Below are 23842 nucleotides of genomic sequence, written 5' to 3'. Positions count from 1 at the left end.
GAAGGAAACAGGGCTCGCGCCCTCAGCCCTATCCGTCGCCCCACCTGCTCTGGCCCGGGGACCACAAGGCAATGATCTTGCTATCTTTTTACAGATGAGCGTTCATAGGTCCACGCACCCTAGACGCGAGGTTTCAGATGGTAGCGATCACCCTAGTATAGTCAGCAGATATAGCCGCACTTGGGGCTCGCCCCGTTAAGGCACTCGGGGGAGGACATCACGCAGAGTGGTTAATACACAGCCAAGGCTGTTAAGGCGCTGCTGATGCACACCCTCCCCAACTCTCCAAGCACTTGTTTACAAAGTACCTTCAGGTGCAGCCCTCATTGCCTTCCGATTGTGCTGGGCACTCCGATAAAGTATATTGCAGTACATTTGCAGGGTCTCCTGGAGAGGGATATGGCCACTACTAAAACCGCAACGCTGACCTTTCGAATCGACCCAAGTCTGAAGGAGGCTTTGCGCATCGCTGCTCACCAGGAACACCGCTCCATCGCCAACATGGTGGAAGTGCTGATTCGGGATTACTGCGAGCGGCATGGTATCACCGTCGAAAGCCCTGGAGAGACCGACAACAGTGGGGAGCATTCAGCATGATCAAGACAGTTAAACAGGCCTGCCGCTTTAATCCGGTCATTCAGGATTATCGGATGAGTTCCGGGATCGAGAACCTGACGGACCTGATTAACGACGCCGGGGATGGTCGCGAATTCTTCTCCAGAAACTTCATCACTCACGGCATGGAACAACTGTTCCGCGAGGGCATGCTCCGCCTATCCGGCAAGTCCGATCAGGCGGTGTTCGAACTCACCCAGGCCATGGGTGGCGGTAAAACCCATATGATGATCGCCCTCGGTTTGCTGGCTAGGCATGCACACCTGCGCCCCGAGGTCTTGCCGGCGGAGCTGAATGAACGCGTCGAGTTCGGCAACGCACGCATCGCTGCTTTCAATGGCCGAAACAATCCGGACAACTACATCTGGGGTGAAATTGCGTCCCAGCTTGGTGAAGAGGAAGCGATCAAGCCCTACTGGGTCAATGGCCCCAAGGCCGTGGACCAGCGCATGTGGAAGGAAATCATCGGCAACCAGCCCACCTTGATCCTTCTCGATGAGCTTCCGCCCTACCTACAAAATGCCTCAACCCAGATGTTCGGCAACGGCACTCTGGCAGATATGGCGGTCTATAGCTTGAGTGCACTGATGAGCGCCGCCCTGGAGCTGCCGAACTGCTGTATCGTCATCGCCAACCTTTCCGGCAGCTACAAGGCACAGACCAAGGCACTGGCCGAAGCCGTAGACAATCTCCAGCAGGAAGCTCGCCGCCAGGCCATGACCATCACGCCGGTGCAGCTGGCCGGCAATGAAATCTACGAGATCCTCAAGAAGCGCCTGATCGACGAGCTCCCCGATGAAGGCACCATTGCGGAAATTGCGGAAGAATATGCACAGCAAGTCAAGAAGGCCGAGGATGGCGGCTATATCGTCGCGGCCAGTATCGAACAAATCGCCGAGCAGGTGCGAGAAACTTACCCCTTCCACCCCTCGTTCAAGCACCTGGTCGCCCTATTCAAAGAAAATGAAGGCTTCCGCCAGACCCGCGGTCTGATGCAGTTCACTGCACGACTGCTCAAGAGTGTCGATCAGCGGGAGACCGATGATGTGTTCCTGGTGGGCACCCAGCACCTCGACTTCAACGACGCTCAAGTCAAAGATGAAATCGAGCGCATCGCTCCTAACCTGATACCTGCGATCACTCATGATATTGCCGATGATGGCGACTCGATCGCAGAAATGATTGATAACGAGCTCGGGGAAGATGCGGCGCAGCAAGTCATGACTTTGCTGCTGGCATCGTCCCTGTCTCGCGCAGTAGGCGGACGCATCGGACTATCCGAAAGCGAGGTCATCGAGTTTCTGGCTGCGCCAAACCGCAAAGCGGACGCCTTTCTCGACGCCTTGCAGCGGCTACGGGAACAGGCATGGTACCTGCATCGTGAAGAACAGCGGCTATTCATTAAAGAGACTGAGAACCTCTCGCGCCAGATCGAGCGCAACGCCAAAGAGGTGCCTCAGCCCAAAATCGATCAGGCGCTGATCAATCGGCTGATCGGCATTCTGCAGCCGATGCGCAAGAAGGCCTATCAGGACGTACAGGTGCTACCACAGCTGGACGAACTAAAACTGAGCGGCCCTCGCGTGCTGATCGTCATCAAGCCAGATGGCAAGGTGCCGCCCAGCGAGCTGCAAAACTTCTTCGACTATCAGCAGGAGAAAAACAACTTGCTGGTACTCACCGGGCAGGACAGCCATCTCACCGATGCCGTCGAGGACCGCTTGCGTGAGCTCTACGCCATCGAGCAGATCAATAAGCGGCTCAAACCGGGAGACACCCTGTACGAAGAAGCCCGCGATCGTATGGAAGAGGCCGAGGATCGATTCAACAAGGCGCTCTCCGCGGCTTACAACCGCGTTTATTTCCCCAGCGTCGACGAGATTGACGGTCGCGAGTTTCTGGCGCCCGTCACCATTGATAACGGCTTAAAACTGGGCGAAGGCGACCAATCCGCCGAAGCACAAATTGAATCCCTGCTAGCGAGCCCGCGCGCCAACTACAAGCTGGCGATGGACCTGACCGAAGACTTTAGCCAGTACTTTGCCATGGCCGAGGAATACCTCTGGCCTGCGGGCAAGGAAAACCGTCGTACTCCGTGGAAGGACGTAGTTTCTCGTGCAAAAAGTAATCCTGCCTGGCCATGTATGCCGGGTGCTAGTGGTATGGACACCCTTAAAGCGGAGGCTCTCAAGCAAGGTCGCTGGCGGTTGGGCGAAGATGGCTACATCGAGAAAGGCCCCTTCCCAAAAGAGAAAACCAGCGTCAACGTTTCTCTTGTGAGCACCCTCCCTGAGACGGGGGAATCCATCCTCAGCCTGACGCCACGCCACGCAGGCGAAAGCCCGGTGGTGTATTACTCCACCAAGCCCGACTTTTCCGAAAGCGACCCGCAGGTGGATGACTTGGAAAACCTCCACACCGCCGAGGGCACGCTCTATTTTTTGGTCAAAGACCCCACCGGCAAATATGACGTCGGCACACCGGCGCGCTGGTTGGCGGATTTGAAAATTCGCCATCAGCTGTCCCCCGCTGGCGATAAACGTACTGTTACTCTGCAGTGCACCCCCATCGCCGAGATGCACTACACCCTCGATGGCTCCAATCCCAAGGACGGCAAGTTCTACGAGGAGCCTTTCGAAATCGGCCCCCAGGCGGCGCGACTACTGGTCCACGCCAAAGCCGGCGAGGCGACAAAAAACGCCGATTTCCAGATTCCCGCCAGCGGTGACAAGCGGGTCCAGATCGACGACACCAAGCCAGCGCGTCTGGGTAGCGGGAAACGTGTAGCCCTGGATACGACAGACCGTGTTTTTGGGGTTATCAATCGTTTCCGGGACCAAGCGGGTACCCAGTTCAAGGGAGTACGGATTGAGATCGGGGAAGGTGAAAATACCGTGACCGTACGCTTCCAGGAGCGGGAGATCACGGCCGCTATGATCGAAGGCACCGTCAACAGTATGAGAGGCGTGCTGAAGGAGGACCAAGCACCGGTGGCCATTACGGTCTCGGATGGTATCCAGTTCGAAAGCGGCTTCGAGGCCAAGGAGTTCGCCAAGATAGCCGGCATGGAACTGCGTCCAGGCGATGTCGCCCAGGAGGAATAGCACAATGCCCACAGCGCGCGCCAGTCGCAGCCCTCATGGCAGACCGAGCAACGACAAAACCCGGCGTCAGGGATCACCCCAGACGCTGGGTTTCGGCGTGCCCGCCACCTCCGACCCGCACCACTTTAAGGTCATTATCCCCAAAGCCAACACCGGCCGGGTACAAATCAGCGAATACCTGGGGCTACAAACCCAGAGCGCGGAACTCGCAGTGATTGATCGTGTGCTGCTGGAACGTCCGCGCTGGACCGCCATCCGTGCCGAAGTACAACGCGCCTTCAACGCCCGGCTTAAAACACATAACCTCAAGGCATCCGCTTGGAAGGCGGGGGAAAACCCGGTGGATCGTCTGCTGGGCAAGGAGCTCTGCGTACTGGCATGGGCGGTGGAAGGGATGGATATGGACAAGATCCCTGTGGCCGTGCGCAACTGGCTCGCCTTGCGGCCGGAGGAGCGCTGGTGGCTATTCGGCATGACCGCCATGAGCACAGGCGGCGTCAAAGACGGCTACAAAGGTTGGCGGTTGGCTCTGCGCCATGCTCTGGGGGACGTGGCCCAGAGCGAGCTGCTTCAGCCCCAGGCCCGTAAGGAAATTTCCCGACAAGGTCTAGATTTAGACCTGTTCGATAGTGAGTAACCCATGATGGAAGTCGTAGCTGAAACAAAAACCAAGGCCCTGACAGCATTCGCACTTGAGAACGCCCCGGCGCTCATCGAAACTGTTTTCCCCGCGCAGAAGGTGTCATTCGAAGCGCAGTCCGAGCGCAAGGCGGTCGCAGCTCAGACGCTGACAGGGCTCGGTTCGTATTGGAAGGGACGCAAGCCACTCATTCTGGTGCGCGCCATCGTACTCGGCTCACTACTGCCGAAGACCGGCGACAGCGAGAAGGACCTCGAGATCTTCGAGAAGTTGATGGCCTTTGACGACCACGGTCTCGCACGCCGTGCTTTTGTTCAGAACGATCTCAAGCCGAAGCACATCGCTTCGCGTATCTCGCTTTCGAACCCATGGGACTACTTCACGTTAACGGGGCGCGATGAGCTCTCCGCAGATGACCGCCTTCTGAACCTTGAGTGCCCGTTCGACGCGGAGGAGGAAGGCATCTCGCTCCGTTGGGATCGGGACACTTCGGATGAGGCCAAGCTTCAGCTCATAGAGCGGGCGCTGGGAACATTCTCGACCTACGAAGAGAAAGCCAGCTTCTGCAAGCGGCCTGAAGAAGTTGATCAGACTTGGCTCTATGCCCCGGTCTGGCCCGCGGTGAACGACCACTACGCCCAGTGGGGGATCAAGGTTGAATCATTGCCGGAGCTCGTGGAGCAAATGGGCATGTTGCGTTTTGGGCGTCGGCCACGTGTCGGTGACACCTTCTCAGGTGGCGGCTCCATTCCTTTTGAAGCCGCACGCACAGGCTGTGATGCATATGCCTCCGACCTGAACCCTATAGCCTGCATGTTAACGTGGGGCGCATTCAACATTGTCGGCAAGGACTCGAAGGCACGAAGCGAGATCGAAGAAGAGTACCGTCGTGTCGCCAGAACGGTCCAGTCAGCGGTAGACGAGCTTTCGATTGAGAAGGACGAAAAGGGGAATCGCGCAAAAGCGTTTCTGTATTGCTTGGAGACTCGATGCCCCGAGTCTGGCTGGCTAGTGCCCATGTCGCCAAGTTGGGTGATATCAAAGAACGACAATGTCATCGCGAAACTGGTTCCGAATCACAACGAGAAGCGGTTCGAAATTCGCATCAAGAACGGCGCTACCACAAAGGAAATGCGAGAAGCCAGCCTGGGCACAGTGAGAGGCGGTGAACTGCAGTACGAGCTAGATGGAAAAAGCTACCGCATTTCAATTAGAACTCTGCGTGGGGAATATCGCACTCCTGAAGGCAGTACAGGTAACCGCCTTCGCAAGTGGGGGAAAGAGGATTTCATTGCCAAGCCCGATGATGTGTATCAGGAGCGGCTCTACGCGATACACTGGATTTTGAAAGGAACAGAGAACGACGGCAGACCAAAGACCTACTTCGCGGCACCCACCGACGCGGATCTTGAGAGAGAGCGTCATGTACATCAGATTGTTGAGCAGAACCTGCCTACTTGGCAGAAAGAAGGTCTAGTGCCTAACATGGCTATCGAGCCCGGCGACAAGACAGACGAGCCGATACGAACGCGTGGGTGGAGCCACTGGCATCACTTGTTCAATCCCCGGCAACTGCTTCTATACGCAGAGCTGATGAAGCACATCAGCCCCACGCTCGCGCTTCGACTTTGCCAGGTAATCAATACAAGCGCTCGCCTAACGCGCTGGACCGTCGGTGACGGCCCAGGTCGAAGTGGTGGAACAAAACAGGTATTTGACAATCAGGCTTTGAACGTCCTCTTCAATTATGGATGTCGAGCGTCTGTCTATCTTCTCGACTCACTCTATGCCGATGTTCGAGGCTCAGTCTTGCCTACTCACGCTAGCTTCAGCCAAGAGTGTGTTCCCGCCAGTCAAATCTCGCAAGATTGCGACATCTTCATTACCGACCCGCCCTACGCCGATGCCATCAACTACCACGAAATTACCGAGTTTTTCATTGCGTGGCTACGCATGAACCCGCCCAAGCCGTTCGATGATTGGGTGTGGGATTCACGACGCACTCTAGCGATCAAGGGATCAGACGACGATTTCAGGCGGGGCATGGTCGACGCCTACCGGGCTATGGCCGAGCACATGCCAGAAAACGGCATGCAATGTGTCATGTTCACCCATCAGGACACCGGCGTCTGGGCCGATATGGTCAGCATCTTCTGGGCGGCGGGCCTTCAAGTTGTGGCCGCTTGGTACATCGCCACCGAGACCACTTCAGAGCTCAAGAAAGGTGGCTATGTTCAGGGCACTGTGATCTTGATGCTTAGGAAGCGCCCTGAGGGTGATCGGGCTGGCTTCAAGCAAAGCATTCTGCCCGCCGTGCGCGCCGAGGTGCAGCGTCAGATCGAATCCATGATGCATCTCAATGAAGAGATTAAGGATAAACACGGTGAGCCGGTATTCAACGACTCCGACTTGCAAATGGCAGGTTACGCTGCCGCACTGAAGGTGCTGACAGCCTACACCACCATCGGCGGCGAGGATGTCACCAGCTTTGCTCTGCGTCCGCGCAACAAGGGCGAGGTTACAGTGGTCGATGAAATTGTGCAGCAGGCAGCCGAGGCAGCCAATAGCCTGCTGGTGCCAGAGGGGTTAGGCGCTGAGACCTGGGCTCGGCTGTCCGGCATCCAGCGCTTTTACCTACGCATGATGGATATGGAAACCACTGGCGCGTCCAAACTGGATAACTATCAGAACTTCGCCAAGGCCTTCCGGGTACAGGACTACGCCAGGGTCATGGGTGACATGAAAGCCAACGCGGCTCGCCTCAAGCGGGTGACCGAGTTCACCTCAAGAGAACTCACGGACGGCACTGAAATCGGTCCTACCTGGTTGGGCCATCTGATTATTGGCCTACAACAGTTGCTGGCAGAAATCGAGCCACAAGCGGTGATTCAGCAGTTTCAGCAAGATATGCCGGACTTTATGGAGGTTCGCCCGCTACTGATTGACATGCTCGGGCTTATGGAGAGAAAAGCTCCGGAAGCAACGGTCCGTGAAGCCGCCGAAGTACTCGGTGCTCGACTTAAAAACCTGAGGGCACTGGGACAGTAATGTCAATGGATGGATGCTAACCCATGACCATACGCCGGTTTTCCTCCCGCACCCATCGGCTGGATAGCTCATTCCTGCTGGAGCACCTCAAGGGCGCGCGCAGCTATAAACGCATCGCAGGCTATTTCACCAGCTCACTGTTTGAAGTCGCCAATGAACTATTGGAGGCGATCCCTGAGGTCAAGATTGTCTCCAATGTAGACATCCACCCGGACGACCTCAAAGTCGCCCAGTTGCGCGAATCCAAGATGATTGGCCGCTGGAACGAACAGGGGCTGGAGGCTGAAGCGCTGCTCAACCGTGAACGCTATCGCCGCCTGGATGCCTTCCTGGTGCAGCATGGCCAAGCGGTGCGTGTGGCGCCGGATAGCATCTGCGGTTTTCTGCACGGCAAGGCTGGCGTCATCGAACTGGCTGATGGACGCAAGCTTGGCTTTATCGGTTCGATGAACGAAACCCGTAACGGGTGGCAACGCCACTACGAAATTCTTTGGGAGGATGAATCAGCCAAAGGGGTGGCGTGGATCGAAGAGGAGTTTGACTTCCTTTGGAATGCCGCCCGACCGCTTCCTGAGGCAGTGATCCGTGAAGTGCGCAGGCGTGGCTATCGCCGGGAAGTGCTGTTTGACGAGATAGGCGATGACGAGGATTTGGCACCGGCGGCGCTGGTGGAATCACCTCTTTATCGGGAAGGCCTGTTCCTTCAGCCCTGGCAGCAAGGGTTTGTCACCGAATGTCTGCGCCACTATCACAATCACACTATCGTGCGCTTGTTATTGGCGGATGAAGTGGGGCTGGGCAAGACACTTTCTCTGGGTGTTGCCGCACTGGCGTTGTGCCTTCTCAGCGACAAGGAACAGAAAGCGCGCCGGCCGGTAGTGATCTTCGCTCCGGCGACACTCTGTGAGCAGTGGCAGACGGAGATGACTGATAAACTCGGCATCCCCGGTGCCCGTTGGGATACCCAGAAAAAAGTCTGGCTGGACTATGATGGCCGCACAATATCCGCCGCAGGCCGCGAGCAAATCGCCAAGTGCCCGTTGCGCATTGGGATTGTCTCCACTGGTTTAATGACGCGTGATTCCCTGGAAAAACAACATTTACTGGGTTTGCGTTACGGCCTGGTCATTCTCGACGAGGCCCATAAGGCCCGCAGCCGCCAGGGATTTGGTCGCGATGCGGGCACTCCCAACGAGCTGCTTGCGTTTATGCGAGAGATCTCCGCAAGGGCAGATCACGTTTTGTTGGGTACAGCCACCCCGATCCAGACCCGTTCAGAAGACCTATGGGACCTGATGGGCATTCTCCATCAAGGCAAGGGTCAGTTTGTTCTGGGCAACGATTTCGCCAAATGGCACCGCCCGCGGGAGGTGCTACCCATACTGGCTGGAGAGCAAGAAGTTATTGAACCCTCGTTTTCCTGGGAACTCCTTCGTTCACCACTCCCGGTTGTGGACTCAACGCAAGAACCACGGGCTCGGCGCTTATACAGTGCCATCCGACAGGATCTTGGGCTCACAAGCGATGATTGGCAGACGGCAAAGCCATTCACTGATTTGACCGAGGACGCGCGCGAAGTACTGGAAGATGAACTCCACCGCGAGATGGCCGGTGCGACCTTTTTTCAACGGGAAAATCCGCTCGTGCGTCATATCGTGCTGCGGAAACGGACAACACTGGAAGACGCTGGCCTGCTAACCAAAGTAGGCGTGGATGTTCATCCGGATTCCAGCCTGGCCAAGGAAATTCATCTGTTCAACGCCCTGTTCGAAGGTAAGGCGCTGCGTACCAGCGAGGACTTCCGCCAGGCCTATATCGAGGCGCGCAATTTCGGCAAGGCCTTGACAAAGCGCGGTAAAGGTGGCGGCTTTATGAAAAACCTGATGGAGCAGCGTATTTGCTCCAGTATCGCCGCTGGGCTCAGTACTGCACGCATGCTATTGGAAGGTCGCACCGTACATGAAGAGGAAGACGAGCAAGAAGTAGACCTGACCTTGGAAACGGGGGAGGAGCGCACGGTGCTGCAGCGTCTGATCGATCGCTTGGAGCGTATTGAAAAAGACCCCAAGCTCAGCGCTGTGATTCATTACCTGGAGCGCGAAAAGTGGCTCGACCACGGCGTCATCATCTTCAGCCAGTACTATGACACCGCCAAGTGGGTCGCCGACGCACTCGCGGACCGTTACCCGGATGAAGCCATCGGCTTATATGCCGGTGCTGGACGCAGCCGCCTCTATCAAAAAGGTGACAGCGTCTTCAGCGAACGCGAAATATTGAAGAAGATGGTTGCGGAGCATGAGATCCGAATCATGGTAGCTACGGATGCCGCCTGTGAAGGCCTCAACCTACAAACACTGGGAACTCTGATTAACATCGACCTGCCATGGAACCCCACCCGCCTGGAACAACGCATTGGTCGTATCAAGCGTTTTGGCCAAGTGCGCGAGAAAGTCGATATGCTCAATCTTGTCAACGAAAAAACCGTAGACGAGACGGTATATGAACGACTCTCGGAACGAATGCGTGATCGCTACAACTTGTTCGGCTCACTGCCGGATACCATCAAGGACGAATGGATTGATGACATCGAAACCCTGGGCGAGAAGATGGATGAATATATCAACGCTCAGAAAGAAGCAACCGGATTTGACCTCCGCTACACCACGACCATGCAGCCCTCTGAAAAGGACTGGAGGGATTGTTCTGATGTTCTGTCACGAAGGGATTTTGCGCAATTTATGAGCACTGGGTGGGGAGCAAGCCGCTAAACATCCGAGGAGATTCATCGGCTATATTTCCGTACTGACTTCAACCGCAGTCTCAACCAGGTTCTCAACAACGGAATATATGTCGATACTCTCGTCGGGCACGTCAACACTGACAATCAGGCTGTAGCGCACGGAGTTTTGCCACCGATCCTGAGCAGTCCGATATTTCCACCAACCGCCCACTGGATACACAGCTGTGGTGTGCATATCGGCCAAGTCCGCAGCCGCGCCTGTCCAGATATCGGAATGCAATGCACCCCGGGTGCGCAACTGAAGCCCAAGTTGCCAACCATCATTGGCTCCTTCTGGACCACTGTAATCTTCAGTTTCTTCATTCGCCTTTTGATTGATTGATGCCCGGAAATTTTCCAGCGACTGGCCAGGACGGATAACCTCGAAGCGAAGCCCGTGAGACTGGTAGCTGTAACGTCGACGATACCCTCGGCGCCCTGGATTGGGCTCAATAAAGTAGGACAACGTTACCCGGAGCTTCACCTCCAACTCAGGCGATAATTGCTGTAATACCTCAATAGGCCATGGCAACTGGTAGAGCTGCATCTCATTCAGCTTGGGATCATCTGAGTTCGAAGCATCAGCATCTTTGGCAAAGGGCTGCAAACTGTCCTGAGCAATGAGCGTCAAGGCATGACTGGCGCTGTATCTGGCACGCTCGAGATCGGGCACCCCGTAGCCAACACACCTGAGCATGGTCTCCTTGGACAGCTTTGGGCTGTGTTGCTGGTGCAAGAGCCCGAAGCGTTCCCACATTTTGGGCGTCCACTCGGCCGAATGCGCTATAAGTGCACGAATTGTTTCAGGCCAATATTCCGGATATTCAGCCATGAGTATCGCAGCTTGCCTTGAAACCAAAGCACACGCAGCACTGGTATCGGCAGTGGTCTCGAACAGCTGCCCTGTAGTTCTGCCAGATGTTGTTAACAACGAAATAACGTCAGCGTTCGAAACTTCCGTAGCATCTGGTGAGAGCAGCCGATTACCGCCCTCTGCAACTACATCCGGCTTATAGGGCGCATGCTTCCTCCAGGCCCAGTTAACTGCGGAACGAGTTGCAGGCGCGACATCACCCGATTCTGCCAAAGGTGACCATCCATTGAAGCTTGGATCGTCATTAGTGGTCTTTTCAGTATAAGCACCGACCGTGAGAGCATTCCACGCCTGGGCAGGGTCCTCTATCTGAGCAAGGTGGACTTGCTCCCAGCAATCCAGATCCGGTGAGATGTCTCCATTGTTACCCGCTGAAATCACAAAAAGTCGCTGTTTACCGTCTTCCATACCTGAGGAAAACTGATCAATTTCAGCAGACCAAGAAGACGGCTGTCCGCCTTCTCTCTCCGGCGCAGCAGTTACTGCGAGCGAGTACACACGAGAGCAATCCGGCATGCCTACTTCCAGCTTTGCTGCCGTGCCTACAGTAATGGCTCCGTACAGTTCGGGATCGTTGTTACCGGCAGGGGGTAAAATTCGTGCTGATTCGATTCGATGATTCAGCATTATTGGCTCACTACTCACCAAGGCCGCATGCAAGTCACCGAACGCTGCCAATCCAGCTTGCCGAGACCCATGGTCATTAAACGGAGCAAGGGGATTCGTCGGGTTAAAGTCATCATATCCCGGCCAATCCGGGTGCCATCGTTCCGCCTGTTGCTCCGTGAATATCTCACCAAGAAGAGGATGGTTGTAGTTGACGCCTGTGTCCAAAATCGTCACGACGGCCGATGCAGTCTCGCCGAGATGAAGCCGTCCTTTCAGGTCCTCAGCCCACTCATGCTGTTCTTTGGGCGATAACGCAATAAGGACATTCGGCGTTTCCTTGGCCGGCCTGAGTTCTTCGAGGTTGGCGATCAATTCCGGTGCTCTCTCGAGCTGATGGGCAGAAACTTTGATCAGAATTACTACGCTGTCAAAGAAACTGAGAGAGGTATTGCCCAACTGAGCTCCAATCCGCTCAGCCAATTGATGCGCGATCTGAATAGGGTCCTCGTCTTCGGGTCGTTTCTTTAACCAGAGCTCCCACCACACCTGCTGCTGTGGATCAGCTGGATAGAGTGACACATCATCCGTCCAGAATGATCGTAAATCTGCAAGCTTGATCTCGAAGATGCTATCAATCAGATTGTGATTTCTGGGGCCACCCTTCCCATCCTTATCAGGGTCCAAATATTGGTCAATTTTTCGCTGAAATACGTCCCGTCGCGATTCAGGAATAAAGACAACGGCCACTTCACGACCATCAACCTTACGACATGATCGAAGCTTAAAATCACGACTGGTATCCAGACTGTCCAGCGGCAGGTCGCAACCTGGCGCCCCTATGATCTCAACATAGATGCCTATATCTTCTGTGACAGGCTCAGGTGCCTGCTCTCTTTGACTTTGAAACTGAGAGAGCACACCTGAATATCGGTGAGATAAGGATCGACCATGTGAATTACGGTCTTGTGGAGGAATGACGGGATTACGACCGGTACGACGTGATCGAAAAGCCTCATGGCTTGCGAACCCGTCTAGCAGGATATGTGGCTTCCGTTCCGCCATTGGACCTCTTATTGTTTTCCAGACTGACGGCGTTTAATCGCTTTCGTGATCAACGCTGTAGTAATATTAGTGTTGTGATGCAAAACGGCTTCTTTCGCAGCGTCTTCACAGGCGCGGGTTACCTCCGCCGAACTCAATCCATCCGCTGCATCAGTGATATCGGCCCACGCCAATGAATTGGTATCAAATACAGCCAAGCGATTTTCGATGAGCTTTCTGATTTGATCTTGTCCTGGCTTTTCAAATCGGATGATATCGTCAAACCGCCGATAGAGTGCTTTATCAAGCAACTCGGGATGATTGGTAGCAGCCACTATGATGCTTTCGGAAGCATCCTGCTCTACAAACAACAGAAATGAGTTCAAAACCCTGCGGATTTCCCCAACATCATTCTGAGCACCACGCTGTGTTCCAATGGCATCAAACTCATCAAAGAGATACACAGCACGGGTTTGTTTTATGTGATCAAATATCAACCTAAGCTTGGCCGCTGTTTCCCCCATAAACCGGGTAATCAAGTTATCGAGAACGATGGTGTACAAAGGCAATTTCAGTTCGGTAGCCAAAACTGCGGCTGACATCGTCTTACCTGTACCTGGAGACCCCGTGAACAACAGCTTACGTCGAGGAAAAAGCCCGAACTGAGCAAGCCGGTCCTTTTGGCGTTGTTCCAAGAGAACTTGCTCAAGACGTTCGCTAACTTCACTAGACAACACCAGCTCGCTGCCGCGAGCCGTAGAATGCGTTAGCTCAAGAAGCCCTTTAAGGTCGCCTTTCGGTTGCTGAATCAAAGGGGTAGGCTTGGCGGCCGCAAGCCCCATATTCTTTACACCCTTTTGAGACCTCTCGACCATCGTTTTTATGTCGCTCGCCAGTTTATGGTGCCCCTGACGTGCTTCTTTTGCTGCCACCTGCAAAGCAATAGAATAGAACCGCTGATCGTCGCGATCAGCGTGGCTCTTAAGTAACGCTTTTATTTGCTCAGCTGTAGCCATGGTTTCCTTGTGCCCCCTCGGGTGCAATAATAGACGATCTTATCCGTTGATAAAACAATAGATTCAGGGCCTTAGGTACATCCCCGACTCAGCAGTACGCCTTTTTACCAAGCCCCTCAACCGCTTACCTCCAGCCCACACCCATCGTCTGAATTGAGGAGGCACCTCAGCATGCGCCTCCCGATTCACCTTCCTCCGCAATGTGGACCGCTGCAGCGCCCCGGCCCGGCCCCCAGGTTGAAAGTGAACGACACCAGCGCATCGTACTGGCCATCGGTCAGGGGCCCGTCGATCAGCCGCAGGACGGCGCGTTCGGCCGCCTGGACATCCCGGCGCAGCAGGTCCTCTGGCTCGGTGACGCCCTGCCCGTACCGGTCCCGCTCATGATCCCGAACCAGATGGCCGTAGCCGATGGTCGGATACCCCGCCGGGCAAATTTAGATGGTCGGGCTGAAGCCTTCGAAGCGCTTGATCAGGTCCAGCCCGTCTTGGGTGATATGCCGCATCTCACTGCCCTAGCGCCTTGGCCAGGGCGCGCTGGCCAAACCAGAAGCTCATCACGGCCGCGAACAGTGCCTGGGTCTCCGAATCCCAAATCTGCGGCAGAGTCACCACGAAGGCGGGTCCCTGGTTGGCCATCAGCACTTACAGGGCGCTGAGTTTCACGGCGGTGAAGAGCTGGAAGAAGGCTTAGGTGATCACCGGGCACACCGAGGCGCGCAGGCCATCTACCTATTTCCTGTGGCGCCATAGCCCCTCCCAAAAACACAACGACCGCCCGATGGCGGCCGTCAGATTGGATCGCTGTTGGAATCAGCGGTTGGGGGTTTCGACTTCGATGCAGGTGATGAAACCTCGGCCATCGAGTTGGTGTTCGACCCGCTGGAGCAACCACTCTGTCCACCGGGTCGCGCAGCCCAGTCAGCCGAATCTTGCACTCAACCTGCAGCGCCGGATTGCCGATCAGGGTCGGCGACAGGATGGCGTTGCCGCGGCGCAGGGGTTCCAACTTGACTGTGGCAGCGCGGGTTGCCGCCTCGGCGTCCGAATAGGGGTGGCGCAAAGTGTAGATCGGTTTGCCATCTCCCACCAGCACCGGCACTCGATCCGCGCCGTTCGGGTCGTGCCACCAGGCGCGCACCGCCTGGTATTTGCCGCGCGCTGTCTGGGTCATCCGGTGCCGGCTGGCGTCCGTGGCAGTGATGGGGATGGTGGGCAGGTCTCCTGCCTTAGCCTCGCCCCTAGGCACGAGCCACGGGCTTGGCCACGGCGCCGTGCTCCCGTACTAGGCGGATCAGCAAATGTAGATAGGATTCCTCGGTTTGGTCCAGGTGCATGACAGGTACGTCGGCCAGAGACTCCGTCACCCGTGGGGACAAACCTTATTTGATGGCGATGGTGGCCACCAGGTCGCTCAGGCTCAGATCGTGCCACCAAACAGCAAAAAACACCCGGACGGGTGCTTTTTTTGTGGCCTGAGCCCAGACATCCCGGCAGTGGACCGGGCGACCTCACCCCGCCAACAGTCTCTTCATGAAGTCGTGATAGGGTTCGCAGGATTCGAATCGGCTCATCCTCTCCATCAGCTTGACTCGCCCGCCCGCCGGCATCGCCCGAGTCACCCGCTCGAGTTCAGCCTCGGCCAGCGTCTTCACGATCCGCCCGGGTGTTGCCAGATAACGCTCGTTGGTCTGCAGGATCACATGGTCCGCGGCTTCGCGATCAACGATCTCGTGCACGTAACTGCCCGGCAGATTGACCACGACGACCCGCCGGAAGACGTTGGCAAACAGCGTCGCGAAGCCACCCGCACCCGCCGATGATCCCCCGAAGATGACCAGGGTTCGGGCGTGGACAGGGTGGGTGTTCTCGAAAATCGTGATGTTGCCGGTCCCCGGCAGATAGTTGGAAAAACGACAGAATACGCCGCTCTTTTCCCGGAAGACCGCGACGGTGGACGAGGATTTGGCCGGCGGCTCACTCTTCGATCCCAGATCGCCCACCACGTCCCGTTTCTCGAAGACGTACTGCGACTCGAAGTCATCGTCGAATCCGAAGTGGCGCATGCAGGCGGCAAAGGCAATGTAGGCACCGCGACCGCTCCAGTGGGTGTCCGTGGGGTAGTAGCTATCCGCTTCCGCCTGCATCGCGGTGACGGGGTTGCAGTACTCTATCCCGCCCTCCTCCAACAGCGTCGATACCTGCTCCGTGATGGTAACGTCAGCTCTCGCGTATGGATAATACTCTGGCCTGACCATCTCCTTGGAGTTGGCGATCAAGAACAACAGGGAACGCTGCCGTTGTAACGGCCCGAGCCCCGCGGCGAAAAACCGCCACTGCGACCTTTCCTCGTCACTCAGGCGCTTCCGACCCGTGAACTGGTCGACGCTCGCGTTGGTGTCGTTGGCGAGGAACAGCCAGCCTTCCCGCCCCTCGACCACCTCCATCACCGGCGTCACCGACAGCCTTGCGCACGGCTGCAACTCATCACTCCCGCTGCGGACGCCAAGGGTCACTCCCGCGGCAACATCCAGCGAGTGCTCGAACCGCCAGGTGCCGGCATCCATCCCCGTTTGCGGCTCTCGCTCGAGGGTCAGAGAAGATTCACCCTCGGGGTAGATGGCGATCAGTTCGGGCTGCTGATCCGCGGGCGCATCGACCCACCCTCTCACCCGATAACGGCGAAAGGTCTCCAAAGCCGCAATCTGCCGCTGGCCGTCGACGACCTCCCAGTGCAGCCGGGGGGCGGTCTGCAGCGGCTGGACTACCACTTGGTACTTCTTGGCCTTATGACTGGCAATGACGCTCTTGAGGTCTACCAGCACCGGGTCATCGGGGCGTGCCTCCAGCGCCAGGTCCACCACGCCGAGCGCCGCCGTGAATTGCTTCGCCGCGAGCAGGGCACGGGCCTGACGCAGATAGACCTGAGGAGGAAAGCTTGGTTGGTGATCGAGTATCGATTGCCACCGCTGGACTGCGCTGGACCAGTCGCTGCGCCTCATCGCCGCCTCGGCATAGGCGATGCTCAGCTTGAGCGGCGGCTGGGGGGACTTTTGCAGCACGACCGCCATCAGCGCTTCCTGCCTGGCCGTGTCACCGGCGCCCTCGTAGGCCTGCATCAGCGCAGAGGAAAGATCCAGACTGTCGATGCCGGCCCGAAACGCTGGCTCCAGCAGCGCGATGGCACCACTGAAATCATGATCTCCCAGCCGCGCTTCGGCTTGGACAACCAGCTCGGGTACCTGCTCGATGCGCTCGGCGAAGGATGTTGAACTCATGACAGTCCCTGGTGATTGGCAACGGAAGATGGCGAGCGGAAGACGTCGTTCAAGACGTCGAAACGAAGCACAGTGTGCCGCACTGTCCTCTCGATTGATCGTCACTATATCCCAGCGCGAATCTGACCCGACATCGCCCGTCGAGCATGAAATTTGTCAGCGTGGCGAGATCATCGATGACAACGTCTCCTCAAGAGGGAATCAGCGGTGATTGGCGCCGAGGATCGGCGGGACACGACCTCAATGCCGTATGAAAAGCCGAGTTCGACGCCTGCGATTCTGGCAAACACGTCTAGATCGGCTAGCCTCACAAGACACCCGGATTCACGTCCGACACGTCGATTTGTCGGTCGCGATAAAGTGTTATCCTAAAAATGGTTAGGGGTCGTCGAGCGATACCAAGACGCCCCAGGGAACGATTCGATCACTAGACAGGAGGTTGGAGCTTGATAGTCCTTCGCCCCGATCGCTGGCTCAGTCGCTGGCTGTTGTTATTACTTTTGATATTCGCTGGCCCGACACTGGCTCAGGAAAGTGGCTCCGAAGGGCAGAGTGCTCAGGATGGCCCGGCTTATTCCACCATGGCGGACTTGCTCGAGGACTCCCAGTCGCGGCAGGCGCTGATCGATCAGTTGCGGCAACTGGCCGCTCAGCAGGAGTCCGGCAATACCCAGGAATCCGGCGCGAATGACGCTGGCGGTGGCACCACGGAAGCCTCCGCAAGCGACCAGGAATCGACGGCCTCGAACGACAGCGACAAAGGCGCTTCCGCCACGGATTCCTTCCCGCGCAGGATGGCGCAGATGACCAGCGATATCGCGGGCGATATCGGCGGACAATTCACCAGCCTCGCGGCCATGATCGGCGGCTTCTTCACCAGTGGCGACGCGGCGGCCAGCAGTGGCCCCTCGTTCAACATGAACGACTTCCTCAGCGCGGCGATCGATCTCGCGCTGGTCATCATCGCGACCGTGGCCGCCTTCCTGATTCTGCGCCGGATCGCGAGCCCGCTGTTCTCGAAGTTCAGCCAATGGGCCATGCATGGGGACGGTCGTAGCCACCTGCTGCGCGTCATCGTCGGCGTGGTACTGGCCGCCATTGTCGATGTCATCGTCGTGGTGCTTGCCTACGTGGCCGGCAATCTGGTCGCGACCTTTCTTGTCGGCGAGAGCGGCAGCCTCAACACCCGGTTCTCGCTGTTCCTCAACGCCTTCCTCATGATCGAGCTGTTCAAGTGCGCGCTACGCGTCCTCTTTTCGTCGCATCACGAAGGACTGCGGCTGGTATCGATCGACGCCGCCCAAGCGAAGCGCTGCAACCGCTTCCTGGCAACGCTGGCCGGGTTCATCGGCTACGGCATGCTGGTCGCCGTGCCGATTCTGAACGCCAACATCTCGCTCGCGTTCGGTAAGGCCGTGAGCGTGTTGATCATGCTGATCGCGCTGATCTGGGCGATAGGCGTGATCCTCCGTCATCGTACCGGCGTCCGTGACATGATCATCGCCAAGGCCGATGCGGCACAGATGTCCGCCTCCCGCGTGGCGCTGCGCCTGTTCGCCCGAGTCTGGCACGTTCTCGCGCTGCTCTACGCCATCATGGTGTTCGCCGTTACCCTGCTGCATCCCGAGACAGCGCTGCCATTCGTGCTGATCGCGACGCTCAAGACGATTGTCTACATCGGTATCGGCATGCTGGTGTCCGGCCTGCTGACCCAGCTCATCGGCCGACGTATCGACCTCGGCGAGAACATGCGTGCCCGTCTCCCCCTGCTCGAGGCTCGCCTGAACTCCTACATCCCGACGCTGCTGAAGATCATCCGCGCCATCATCCTGATCGCCGTGGTGATGTACACGCTCGATGCCTGGAAGGCGTTCGATCTCGCCGCCTGGTACGCCAGCGACTCGGGGGCGCACGCCGTCGCGACGGTGATTCAGGTGATCCTGATCCTGATCATGGCCGCCGTCGTCTGGATCGGCCTGGCCAGCCTGATCGAGAACTATCTCAACCCGGACACCGGTGGCGGCGCCCCCACCGCGCGCGCCAAGACCTTGATGAGCCTGTTCCGCAACGCCCTGGCCATCACCCTGATCATCATGACCGTGATGATCGTGCTGTCGCAGATCGGCATCAACATCGGGCCGCTCATCGCCGGCGCCGGGGTGCTGGGTCTGGCCATTGGTTTCGGGGCTCAGAAGCTGGTGCAGGATGTCATCACCGGCGTCTTCATTCAGCTCGAGAACGCCATGAACACGGGCGACGTGGTCACCGTGGGCGGGGTCACCGGTACCGCCGAACGCGTCAGCATCCGCTCGGTGGCGATCCGCGACCTGTCGGGCACCTACCATATCGTGCCGTTCTCATCGGTCGACACGGTCTCCAACTACATGCGCGAATTCGGTAATCACGTCGGCGAGTACGGTATCGCCTATCGCGAGAACATCGATTACGCCATTGAGCAGCTGCAGGCGGCGTTCGACGACCTTCAGGCCAGCGAGGAACATGGCCACAAGCTGCTGGCGCCGATGACCGTCGCCGGTGTCGTTGCACTCGCCGACAGCTCTGTCAACATCCGCGTGGTGATCAAGACCACGCCTGGCGACCAGTGGGGCGTCGGCCGGGCCTTCAACCGCTTGGTCAAGCTCTACTTCGACAAGGCCGGTATCGAGATCCCGTTCCCGCACACCACGCTCTACTTCGGCCAGGATCGCACCGGCTCGGCACCGCCCGCCAACCTGCGCATCATGCAGGAAGACTTCACGATCGACGGAAGCGCTGCCGGCCAGCCCAAGTCTCACCAGACCGGGGCGCCTGCAGCAATCGAGGGTGAAAGCCAGTCGAAGTCGACACCGGACCAGGAGGCCAAGGATCGCACGCACCGCAAGCCTACCGACGACGATGTCGATGGTGACGAGGCCGAAGATCCTCGCTGAGTCGATCCTGCCCGTTTTTTCAGGCCGCCCGCGGGCGGCCTTTTTTATATCCGTTCGTCTCCGGCATCCGCTGAAGCGGCGCCCAGCATCGCCGCGCCACGCACGCCGCTCGAGGCACCCAGCCGAGAGCCGACGACTTCCGGCGTCTCGACGCCCGGGAACAGGTGCATCGATATCGCCGCCGGCAGCGCCGTCAACAGTCCCTCCACGGTCGCCAGGCCGCCCCCCATCACGATCACCTGCGGCGACAGCAGCTTGACCACGTTGGCCAGGGCGCCACCCAGCAGATCGAGGTGACACTCCCGGGCGCGCTGCGCCGCTTCCTCGCCCACCTCCCAGGCCGCGTGCCACTCTTCGGCGGACTCCGAAGCCCCACCAAAATGACGATGCAACCTTACCAGGCCGGGCCCGGCGACATAGGTCTCCAGGCAACCCGCCAGGCCGCAGCCGCAGGCGATGCACGGCAGGTCGTAACGTCTCGCCAAGGCGGCGGATAGCGGCAGATGCCCCCATTCGCCGGCGAACCGGCCTGCACCGCTGAGAAGTCGGCCATCGACGATGGCGCCGCCCCCAGCGCCCGTCCCCAGGATCGCGCCGAAAGCGTGCCTCGCCCCCTCCGCCGCCCCACCGGGACCGACTTCCGATACCATGAAACAGCGGCTGTCGTTCTCGATCACGAAGGCTCGATCGAGGACCGCGGCCAGCGCCGTCTCGAGCACCAGCGGACGCAGTCCAGGCAGATTCGCCGTGATCAGGTGACCGCGCTCATCGAGCACGCCCGGGAACCCGAATCCCAGCGTACCCCGGCCAGCGCAGCGTCGGTCGGCCTCCCGCACCATCGTGGCCAGCATCGACAGAAAGGCCTTGGCATCGTCGGACGGCGTCGGTTCACGCCAGTGATCGAGACATGCCCAGTTCCGGTCATAGATCGCGATCTCGGTCTTCGTTCCACCGACATCGATACCGTAGTGCATGGGATCTTGCTCCTCGTGAAGATACCGTTTCGCTCGGGCGGACGGAAAAATCCCACCAGCCCATGGCCACAAAAAAGGCGCCCGCAGGCGCCGAGGAGAGCAATCGGTCGGAGGCCGAAAGTCAGCGTGTCATGTCGCTAGGCTGCGGCAGTGCGGGTAGCGACTTGTCCAGCAGCGTCACGCTCTGGCGATAATAGAGCTGGCTCTTGCTGTGATCGCCGAGGTTGGCGTACAGCCTTGCCAGCTCGGCGCAGACGACGCCACTCGGACGCTGGCGCTGGCTCGCTTCGAAGTACTCCTGTGCCTTGCCCCAATAGGCATTGCGCAGCGACAGACGGCCGAGCGTCAGCAACAGATCGGGGTCATTGGGCCGCTCCTGCAGCCACTTCTCGGCGTAGACCAACTGGCGCGCCGCATCGACATTGAGCAGACCGTAACGCAGCACCAATCGCGTATCCCAGTGCTCCTTGAGCGCATTCCGCAACAGGCGCTCGGCGTCTCCCTCTTCACCGCCCTTGATCAACGCTTCGGCATAGAGCCCCACCAGCTCGACGTCGCCGCGCAGATTATCCGGCATGTCCGCCCACAGCGAGCGGACCCGGGGCAGGTTGCCCTCCTGTTGCGCAGCCTGGACCAGCAGTTCCCGATAGACGCGCTGATCGAGTGCCTGGCGCTCGTCTTCGGTGATCAGGCGGTGCTTGTCGAGACGCGGCAGTAGCCGGCGCATGCCGTCCCAGTCGTTGACACTCAGATAGGCCTGCTTGAGCAGCTTGAGTACCTGCGGGTGTTCCGGCAGTTGCTGTTCGAGGCGCGTCAGTGTCGCCAGCGCCTCCTCGAACTGCTGTCGATCCAGCATCAACTGCGCCTGCACCAGACCGACCGCGGTGTCGGCGCCCTCGGTGCTGTGATGCGCCCGCTTGAGCAGAACGTCAGCCTGTTCGTAGCGCCCCTGGTAATGGGCCGCCAGCGCTGCGGAGAGATAATTGACCAGCGGCGTGCCGGAGTCGTCGGCCGCCTTGGTCAGTGACTTCTCGGCCCGTTTCCAGCGTCCCTCCGCCAGCGCCACCAGTCCTCGAACGGTACGCTTCATCGCCGTGCGGTGACGCGTGCGGCTATTCCACACCTTGAGCCGGCTGACCGGGCGACGCAGACGCATCAGCGCCCGCAGCAGGAAATGCAGTATCAGGAAGGAAGCGAGCAGCAGGACGCAGCCGAACCAGAACGAGGTCTGGACCGACGTATCGCCAACGCGAATGAACCAGTAACCCGGCAGCGACTGCATCAACTGCCCGAATAGCGCGCCGACCGCCAGACCGAAGACGATCAGCAGGATCAGCTTTCTCATGCGCCCTCTCCCTGTGCCGATCCCTGGTTCGCGCTACCGCTTTGCGAGTCGCTGCCCTGGGAGCCGCCCTGCGCCCCCCCGCCATTGCCGAAGCGTTGCTCGATGAAACGCTTGAGCAGCTGCGAGGATTCGCTGATGTCCGGCAGCTCCGGACGCACATCCTGGTCACGCAGGCTTTTGAGCTTGTCGATCGATTTGGCGACGCCGTCGTTATCGGTGGCGTAGTAGCCCTGGACCAGCTCGGTCGCCTTGTCGAGGCTGGCCTGATAGAGCTCGGGCTCGGACTTCAGCAGTGCCAGTTGCGCCTGCTCCAGCAGCAGACGTACGTTCTGGCGCAGGTAGGATTCCTGTTCCGGCGTGATCAAGGCTTCCAGCGGCTGATCGTGGCGCCGCACGGTCACCAGATCCTTGAGTTCGCGCCCCAGCGTCGCCAACTGCTGGCGCCAGCCGCCGCTGGGCTTGGCGTCGCCCTTGCCGGCGGCGATCTCCTCGATGTCTTGCTTGAGCGGCAGCCGCGCCAGTTGCTCCTGCTGCGCCATCAAGGCGAGATAGAGACCGGTACGGTCGATCACCGGCACCGAGTCGAGGGAGGCAAGCTCGGACTGAATGGCGCGACGAACCGGCACCAGAGCCGGGTTGTCGGCGTCACGGAGTCGATCATCCGCCGCCTTCAACAGCGCCTTGGCGCCCTTGACGTCGCGCTCGAGCTGAAGCCGCTGGTTGGCCAGACGTAGCAGATATTCGGCCTCGGCGTGCAGCCACTCGCGCGGATCGGCCTGCTGCTGCTGGGCCAACTCCTTGAGCACCTTGTCCAGCGTGTTGTCGAGACTCTGACGATACTGATCGAACTCGCCACGCATCATCTTCAGGTTCTGCTGGCGGCTCTGGTCAAGCTCGCCGACCTTCGATTCGAGTTGATCGAGGGTCGTGCTGTTGGTGCCGATCTGGCTCAACTGCGCCTGCTGTGCCTGCAGTTTCTGCCACCCCCGGTAACCGACGAACGCCACGACGACCGCCAGCAGGATCACCAGGATCAGGGCCAGCAAGCCCAGTTTGCCTCCAGTGCCGCGCTTGCCGCCTCCCGAGCTCGCGCCACTGCCGGGAGGTGGCTGGCCGCCACCCGAAGCGGCCTTGCCGGCAGGGCTGGAGGAATTGCTGGTGGGCTTGGACTGGGCGGCGGATGTCGCCGGAGGAGTAGCGCTCGATGTCGGGGTCCCGGCCCCTCGACCAGCCCCTGCCTTGGACTTGCCTGCCGATTTCGACTTGCTGCCGGTAGCGGGAGCGGGCTTGTCGGTTGCGTCGGTGGAGGCGCTGGACGCGCTCGTCACATCGCTCGCGGTTCCCGGCTTGCCGGTCGCATCGTCGGCGGCAACCGGCTGGGCGACATCGGGCTTGATCGGGTCGGTCGCCCCCGCCTTGTCGGCTGAATCGGCGGATGATGGCGCCCGGTCATTGCCGGTGTTCGCTGTCTCGGACGCCTCTGCCTTCGACCCCTGCCCAGTCGGCTTGGCCTGGCCGTCCGGCGCCTTCTCGCCATCGGAGGCCGGAGCCGACTGCGGTTGCTGATCTTTGCTCTGCTTGCTCATCTA

At 58.7% G+C, this 23842-nt stretch carries 15 protein-coding genes; 6 read left to right on the top strand and 9 right to left on the bottom strand.

Going from position 1 to position 23842, the window contains the following annotated elements; translation table 11 throughout:
• The first annotated feature begins 399 nt into the window (after positions 1-399).
• From DOM54_RS06530 to DOM54_RS06510, 5 genes are read left to right on the top strand one after another with little or no spacing between them, the layout of a single operon-like run.
• Positions 400-597, top strand: a complete 198-nt coding sequence (locus DOM54_RS06530; RefSeq protein ID WP_110715560.1) for a type II toxin-antitoxin system antitoxin — start codon at positions 400-402, stop codon at positions 595-597.
• Complete coding sequence (locus tag DOM54_RS06525) at positions 594-3719, top strand: anti-phage-associated DUF499 domain-containing protein (protein ID WP_110715559.1); 3126 nt, start codon at positions 594-596, stop codon at positions 3717-3719. Before DOM54_RS06530 ends, DOM54_RS06525 begins: the two co-directional genes overlap by 4 nt.
• A gap of 4 nt (positions 3720-3723) precedes the next feature.
• Complete coding sequence (locus tag DOM54_RS06520) at positions 3724-4356, top strand: anti-phage-associated DUF3780 domain-containing protein (RefSeq protein ID WP_110715558.1); 633 nt, start codon at positions 3724-3726, stop codon at positions 4354-4356.
• Positions 4357-4359: 3 nt separating this feature from the next.
• A complete protein-coding gene (locus DOM54_RS06515; RefSeq protein ID WP_206019028.1) occupies positions 4360-7407 on the top strand; it encodes an anti-phage-associated DUF1156 domain-containing protein in 3048 nt (1015 codons plus the stop codon).
• Between the two features lie 23 nt (positions 7408-7430).
• On the top strand, positions 7431-10175 hold the full coding sequence (locus DOM54_RS06510; protein ID WP_110715557.1) for a phospholipase D-like domain-containing anti-phage protein: 2745 nt from the start codon (positions 7431-7433) through the stop codon (positions 10173-10175).
• A gap of 21 nt (positions 10176-10196) precedes the next feature.
• Here DOM54_RS06510 and DOM54_RS06505 read toward each other — a convergent pair whose 3' ends face one another.
• The 6 genes from DOM54_RS06505 to DOM54_RS06490 form a co-directional block, all read right to left on the bottom strand.
• Positions 10197-12587 carry a S8 family peptidase gene (locus tag DOM54_RS06505; RefSeq protein ID WP_240613795.1) on the bottom strand — a complete coding sequence of 797 codons (2391 nt, stop codon included), beginning with the start codon at positions 12585-12587 and terminating at the stop codon, positions 10197-10199.
• Between the two features lie 152 nt (positions 12588-12739).
• Positions 12740-13726, bottom strand: a complete 987-nt coding sequence (locus tag DOM54_RS06500) for an AAA family ATPase (protein ID WP_110715555.1) — start codon at positions 13724-13726, stop codon at positions 12740-12742.
• 63 nt (positions 13727-13789) lie between these two features.
• A complete protein-coding gene (locus tag DOM54_RS20590; RefSeq protein ID WP_420852734.1) occupies positions 13790-13891 on the bottom strand; it encodes a glycoside hydrolase family protein in 102 nt (33 codons plus the stop codon).
• Positions 13892-13911: 20 nt separating this feature from the next.
• A complete protein-coding gene (locus DOM54_RS20585; protein ID WP_420852736.1) occupies positions 13912-14124 on the bottom strand; it encodes a glycoside hydrolase family protein in 213 nt (70 codons plus the stop codon).
• Between the two features lie 109 nt (positions 14125-14233).
• Positions 14234-14365 (bottom strand): hypothetical protein, encoded by a 132-nt coding sequence (locus tag DOM54_RS20520; protein ID WP_276309667.1) that lies wholly within the window; start codon positions 14363-14365, stop codon positions 14234-14236.
• Positions 14366-15237: 872 nt separating this feature from the next.
• Complete coding sequence (locus DOM54_RS06490; RefSeq protein ID WP_110715554.1) at positions 15238-17004, bottom strand: alginate O-acetyltransferase AlgX-related protein; 1767 nt, start codon at positions 17002-17004, stop codon at positions 15238-15240.
• A 446-nt stretch (positions 17005-17450) separates the two neighbouring features.
• Between DOM54_RS06490 and DOM54_RS06485 the strand changes: the two genes are divergently transcribed.
• Complete coding sequence (locus DOM54_RS06485; RefSeq protein WP_110715553.1) at positions 17451-19934, top strand: mechanosensitive ion channel domain-containing protein; 2484 nt, start codon at positions 17451-17453, stop codon at positions 19932-19934.
• Between the two features lie 44 nt (positions 19935-19978).
• On the opposite strand, the gene DOM54_RS06480 is transcribed toward DOM54_RS06485, so the two are convergent.
• From DOM54_RS06480 to DOM54_RS06470, 3 genes are all read right to left on the bottom strand, one after another.
• Positions 19979-20908 (bottom strand): ROK family protein, encoded by a 930-nt coding sequence (locus DOM54_RS06480; RefSeq protein ID WP_110715552.1) that lies wholly within the window; start codon positions 20906-20908, stop codon positions 19979-19981.
• 121 nt (positions 20909-21029) lie between these two features.
• On the bottom strand, positions 21030-22253 hold the full coding sequence (locus DOM54_RS06475; RefSeq protein WP_110715551.1) for a heme biosynthesis HemY N-terminal domain-containing protein: 1224 nt from the start codon (positions 22251-22253) through the stop codon (positions 21030-21032).
• The gene (locus DOM54_RS06470) at positions 22250-23839 is read right to left on the bottom strand and encodes a uroporphyrinogen-III C-methyltransferase (RefSeq protein ID WP_110715550.1); all 1590 of its coding nucleotides are present in this window, start codon (positions 23837-23839) and stop codon (positions 22250-22252) included. Before DOM54_RS06470 ends, DOM54_RS06475 begins: the two co-directional genes overlap by 4 nt.
• Positions 23840-23842 lie beyond the last annotated feature (3 nt).

The organism is Salinicola acroporae (assembly GCF_003206615.1).
In the GTDB taxonomy this organism is placed as follows: Bacteria; Pseudomonadota; Gammaproteobacteria; order Pseudomonadales; family Halomonadaceae; genus Salinicola; species Salinicola acroporae.
The sequence above is the reverse complement of the archived record's forward strand: the minus strand, read 5'-3'. Positions and strand labels throughout refer to the sequence as shown.

What these genes read in the sequence shown, in the direction of transcription:
- DOM54_RS06510 (WP_110715557.1), top strand. Translation starts at nt 7,431, where the DNA reads ATGACCATACGCCGGTTTTCCTCCCGCACCCATCGGCTGGATAGCTCA.
- DOM54_RS20520 (WP_276309667.1), bottom strand. Translation starts at nt 14,365, where the DNA reads ATGGCCAACCAGGGACCCGCCTTCGTGGTGACTCTGCCGCAGATTTGG.
- DOM54_RS06525 (WP_110715559.1), top strand. Translation starts at nt 594, where the DNA reads ATGATCAAGACAGTTAAACAGGCCTGCCGCTTTAATCCGGTCATTCAG.
- DOM54_RS06470 (WP_110715550.1), bottom strand. Translation starts at nt 23,839, where the DNA reads ATGAGCAAGCAGAGCAAAGATCAGCAACCGCAGTCGGCTCCGGCCTCC.
- DOM54_RS06475 (WP_110715551.1), bottom strand. Translation starts at nt 22,253, where the DNA reads ATGAGAAAGCTGATCCTGCTGATCGTCTTCGGTCTGGCGGTCGGCGCG.
- DOM54_RS06515 (WP_206019028.1), top strand. Translation starts at nt 4,360, where the DNA reads ATGATGGAAGTCGTAGCTGAAACAAAAACCAAGGCCCTGACAGCATTC.
- DOM54_RS06490 (WP_110715554.1), bottom strand. Translation starts at nt 17,004, where the DNA reads ATGAGTTCAACATCCTTCGCCGAGCGCATCGAGCAGGTACCCGAGCTG.
- DOM54_RS06500 (WP_110715555.1), bottom strand. Translation starts at nt 13,726, where the DNA reads ATGGCTACAGCTGAGCAAATAAAAGCGTTACTTAAGAGCCACGCTGAT.
- DOM54_RS06480 (WP_110715552.1), bottom strand. Translation starts at nt 20,908, where the DNA reads ATGCACTACGGTATCGATGTCGGTGGAACGAAGACCGAGATCGCGATC.
- DOM54_RS06530 (WP_110715560.1), top strand. Translation starts at nt 400, where the DNA reads ATGGCCACTACTAAAACCGCAACGCTGACCTTTCGAATCGACCCAAGT.
- DOM54_RS06520 (WP_110715558.1), top strand. Translation starts at nt 3,724, where the DNA reads ATGCCCACAGCGCGCGCCAGTCGCAGCCCTCATGGCAGACCGAGCAAC.